Origin of the sequence: Nostocoides australiense Ben110 (assembly GCF_001050535.1) — a bacterium.
Lineage (GTDB): Bacteria > Actinomycetota > Actinomycetes > Actinomycetales > Dermatophilaceae > Nostocoides_A > Nostocoides_A australiense.
This window is the reverse complement of record NZ_HG764815.1, coordinates 3,659,831-3,661,320: the sequence shown is the minus strand read 5'-3', so window position 1 is coordinate 3,661,320 and position 1,490 is coordinate 3,659,831. Positions and strand designations below refer to the sequence as shown.

Sequence of the window (1,490 nt, the reverse complement as noted above, 5' to 3'; positions counted from 1 at the left end):
CGAGCGCCGGCGGCGGTGCGCTGACGAGGCTGGCGACGACACGCGCTCCGCGTTCCCGGTGGTATGCCGCCGCCTTCCGTGATCCCGCCTCGGCGCCGCCGAACTCGAAGCCGAGCGCGCCGTGGCAATGCAGGTCGAGGCACGCCGGGCCGGCGGGTTCGCTCACCGGTGTCCGCCGAGGCGGGTGGCGGCGAACGCGACGAGTGACCGGGCGACGTCGATGGTCTCCTGGATGGGAACCGACTCGCGCGGCTCGTGGGCGAGTCGCACGTCCCCCGGTCCGTACTGCAATGTCGGTATGCCGCCGTGCCCCAGATAGAGCCGCAGGTTCGAGCCGTAGGGGGCGGCGGCGGGCAGCGGGCGGGCGCCGGTCACGGCATACGCCGCGTCGGCGACCTCGGTGATGAGCGGGTGCGTTCCGGCGAGCCGGCCGGAGCCGAACTGGCCACCCGGCCAGGTGACGATGGCCGGATGATCGCGCAGCCAGGGATCCGTCGCGCAGGCCGACGCGACAGCGTCCTCGAACTCGCGGCGGGCCGCGCGGCCGGATCCTCGTTGAGGGCGATGTTGTAGCGCCCGTGCGCGACCAGCGAGTCGGGCACGCTGCTCGCCCAGTCGCCGGCGGTGATGGTGCCGACGCTGATGCCGTAGGGCAGGGGATTGCCCGCGAAGAGCGGATCGGGGTGGGCATTGCGCCGGCTCTCCAGCACGCGTAGCGCGCTGTGGATGGGCCAGAACGCCTCGATCGCCGAGACCAGCCGGCGCTCGAAGCGCAGCCCGCTCGCGTGCGACGCCCGGGCGACGGCGATATTGACCGCCACGCCCGGCTTTCATGTCGCAGGCCCCGCGGCCGTGCACCGCACCGTCGCGGATCGCGCCGGAGAAGGGATCGCCGTCCCACTTCGCCAAATCGCCTGTGGGGACGACGTCGATATGGCCTTGCAGGATGAGCGCCGGCTCTCCCTCACCTGCGGTGGTGCCGACCAGCCCGTAACCCTCGGCGCGCTCGGCCTCGATGCCCGTGAAGTCGGGGTCGGCCCGCAACTCGTCGAGATCGAGCGTCCACAGGTCAGTGTCCAAGCCGAGCTGGGCGAAGGTTGTGGCTTCGTTCGCTTGGTGGCGGGGTTTTTGCAGCGCTCCGTGGCGGTCTTGTTGCCGCGATCACGCAGGACTGGCTGCAGGTAGGTGTCGCGGTCTGAACCGAGAGGGGTGCGCCCGGTCGGGGCCGTTTGGATCGCTGCCGCTACGTCAGAGCCCGAAGGCTCCGCCGCTGACGAGGATCACGATGCCGAGGCCGATGAGAACGATGGGGAAGAGGATGTGCTCCCAGCGTTCGAGCACTTCGGCGATCGGGGGGCGGGTGGCGACGAACTTTGCCAGGGCCACCAGGACCGCGACGAGCGCGAGGAAGATGATGCAGTAGGCGACTACTGCGAGAGGTTCCACGCTGAGGAAGACAGGGGTGTAGACGCCGATGTTGTCGCCGCCGT

General features: G+C 70.7%; 3 protein-coding genes. All 3 read right to left on the bottom strand.

What is annotated here, in order from left to right; all coding sequences use genetic code 11:
• Positions 1-162: 162 nt before the first annotated feature.
• Positions 163-375 carry a hypothetical protein gene (locus tag BN11_RS25435; protein ID WP_048699662.1) on the bottom strand — a complete coding sequence of 71 codons (213 nt, stop codon included), beginning with the start codon at positions 373-375 and terminating at the stop codon, positions 163-165.
• Positions 372-821, bottom strand: a complete 450-nt coding sequence (locus tag BN11_RS25430) for a hypothetical protein (RefSeq protein WP_048699661.1) — start codon at positions 819-821, stop codon at positions 372-374. Before BN11_RS25430 ends, BN11_RS25435 begins: the two co-directional genes overlap by 4 nt.
• A gap of 427 nt (positions 822-1,248) precedes the next feature.
• A partial coding sequence (locus BN11_RS17935; protein WP_048699659.1) for a cadmium resistance transporter occupies positions 1,249-1,490 on the bottom strand: 242 nt, incomplete at its 5' end.